Below are 2,760 nucleotides of genomic sequence, written 5' to 3' on the forward strand. Positions count from 1 at the left end.
CTAATGTGATCGCACATAAACCTGAAAACGTGACTTTCGAAAAGGCTTCCTCTTTGCCACTTGCCGGACTTACCGCAATGCAGGCGCTACAGAAAGCTGATATCAAAAAAGACGATCGTATACTCATCCATGCAGGTTCTGGTGGCGTAGGTAGCTTTGCGATTCAGTATGCAAAATCTATAGGTGCTATAGTTTATACTACCACAAGTGATACGAATGTGGAATGGGTTAAAGCACTCGGTGCAGATAGAGTGATCGATTATAAGAATGAAGATTACAAGGAAGTTGCGAACAACCTGGATATCGTATTCGATACTCTTGGTGATCAATATACATTCGATGCTTTTGAGATCATTAAAGATGGTGGAAAAGTGACAAGTATCGTTGGACCGCCAGATGATCAAACGGCTAAGCAAATGGGAATGACCGACTATCAAATGCCAGAAAAGCTGAGCAAACTTATTGAGGAAAAATCTGCACATTATACTTTAACCTGGATGCAGCCAAATGCACCTCAGCTTAAGGAAATCAAAACGATGGTGGAAGACCGAACAATTAGACCGGTTATTGACCTGGTCTATTCTTTCGACAAAGCAGTTGAAGCTTTCGAATATCTTGCTACGGGCAGAGCCCAGGGTAAAGTTATCGTGAGTCTTGCCGAAACCTTCGAAAACAACTAAAATAAATTTAGAATCGTTCATTAAAAATAATTGTTATGAGTAAAGGAAAAAATGTATTAGTTGCCGGAGCAACCGGAACTACAGGAAAAATTATTGTGGATCTACTTAAAAACTCTTCAGAGTATGAGCCAATAGCCATGGTACGAAAAGAAGAGCAGCAAAAAGAGTTCGAATCTCAAAATGTAAAGACTATTCTGGCCGATTTGGAGAAAGATCTGAGCCATACCACTGAAAATGCACACAAGGTGATCTTTGCTGCTGGATCTGGTGGTAAGAACGTTATAGGTGTAGACCAGGAAGGAGCTAAAAAACTTACTGATGCAGCTAAAAGTTCAGGAGCTTCAAAATTTGTAATGTTAAGTTCTATGGGAGCAGATGATCCTTCAGTAAGCGAAGATCTGCACGAATACCTTAAAGCAAAACAGAATGCCGACGAACATTTAAGATCCAGTGGTATAAATTACACGATTGTAAGACCAGGATCATTGAACAACAAGGATGCTTCTGGCAAGATCAAACTAGAAGAAAAGTTTTCAGAAATGGGTGAAATCTCCAGAGCAGACGTTGCCCGTACATTGGTAGCCGTTCTCGAGGATGATATAAGAAGTAATCAAACTTTTGAAATTCTATCTGGTGATACAGAGATTAACAATGCAGTAAAAGCATAATCAACCAACATATTCGAAAAGAACTGAATGAACTTCAGTTCTTTTCTTTTTTAACTAATACAATATGAAAAAAATATTACTCTTAGCTCTGATAGTTCTTTCCCAGAATGTAACATGCCAGGAGCCGATAGTTCCGCAATCTGCATTGGAAAAAGTAGCGGATTTTAAGGGGCAGCAGGTTACCGGAATTAGCCTTAGCGATACAGGAAGGATCTTCGCGAATTTTCCAAGATGGCGAAAGAATGTCGAGTATTCTGTAGTGGAGATCGGTGAAAACAGAGCGGCTGCACCTTATCCCAACGCTCAATGGAATTCCTGGAAAGTTGGAGATAAAGATCAGGACTCCATATTTGTGGCGGTGCAATCTGTCATTGCTTCTGAAGATGAGTTGTTTGTCCTGGATACGAGAAATCCGCTATTTAAAGGAGTGGTGAGTAATCCACGAATATTTGTCTTTGACCTCGAATCTAATAAGTTGAAGCATATTTATGAATTAGGAGATGATAGTTTCTACAGGGATTCTTATATCAATGATCTGCGTGTTGATAGAACGAACGATCATATTTATCTTACCGATTCAAATCATGCGGGTTTAGTAGTTATTGATTTGGAAACTGGTGAAAGTCAACGTGTTTTAAGCGACCACTACTCTACCCTTGCCGAAACCGATGAATTGACGATCAATGGAAAACAGTATAGGAACACGATACATTCAGATGGAATTGCACTGGATGAAGCTGAAGGTCTACTTTACTACCATTCCTTAACGGGCTACACTCTTTATACTGTTCCAACGAAAACTCTCCGCGAAGGATCTGGAGCAGAAATTCAAAATGCTGTAAAGGAAGTTGCTAAGACTACTGCGCCAGACGGAATGATTTTAAATTCCGATGGAATGCTTTATCTGGCAGATCTGGAAAATAATGCGATCATGCGATATAACATGAATTCGGGAGAGCAGGAAATCCTTGCACAGGGTGAGAAAATTCGTTGGGCAGATACTTTTAGTATTTATAATGGATATCTATATTATACAAATTCGAGGATCAATGAGGTGAAAGAGGATATTTCAAATATGGATTTCAGCATTTATAGAATTAAGCTATAGACTTAAGGGATCCTAATAAAAAAAGCAGATCAAATATTGATCTGCTTTTTTTATGCTTTCTCTGCATGTAAACATTTAAACCGAAGATTTCCCGCATCCGTATATTTGAGTCGGATTTTGTAATTCAATGGGCGATCTTCTTTATGAAATTCTCCCGATTTAGGATCAAAGCCACCATCTGTGGTGATAGATATACTTTTCACATGATCTGCATTAATTCCATTTAAAAATTGAAATTCTTTTTTACTTAGTTGTTTTTTGGACAGAATCGAATTGATTGTTTGCAAGTGTTTAGCTGTAGTAT

The 2,760-nt window shown here is 38.6% G+C and carries 4 protein-coding genes; 3 read left to right on the forward strand and 1 reads right to left on the reverse strand.

From position 1 onward, the window contains the following. The 3 genes from ACNI3T_RS00950 to ACNI3T_RS00960 form a co-directional block, all read left to right on the forward strand. Nucleotides 1-680: NADP-dependent oxidoreductase (locus tag ACNI3T_RS00950; protein WP_418226222.1), on the forward strand; the 680-nt coding region annotated here is incomplete at its 5' end. A 35-nt stretch (nt 681-715) separates the two neighbouring features. Next, entirely contained in the window at nt 716-1,348 is a 633-nt protein-coding gene (locus tag ACNI3T_RS00955; protein WP_418226223.1) for an SDR family oxidoreductase, read from the forward strand. Between the two features lie 64 nt (nt 1,349-1,412). Then, entirely contained in the window at nt 1,413-2,456 is a 1,044-nt protein-coding gene (locus ACNI3T_RS00960; protein ID WP_418226224.1) for an L-dopachrome tautomerase-related protein, read from the forward strand. A 50-nt stretch (nt 2,457-2,506) separates the two neighbouring features. Here ACNI3T_RS00960 and ACNI3T_RS00965 read toward each other — a convergent pair. Next, a partial coding sequence (locus ACNI3T_RS00965; RefSeq protein ID WP_418226225.1) for a hypothetical protein occupies nt 2,507-2,760 on the reverse strand: 254 nt, incomplete at its 5' end.

It is taken from the genome of Christiangramia qingdaonensis (assembly GCF_048381525.1).
GTDB lineage: Bacteria > Bacteroidota > Bacteroidia > Flavobacteriales > Flavobacteriaceae > Christiangramia.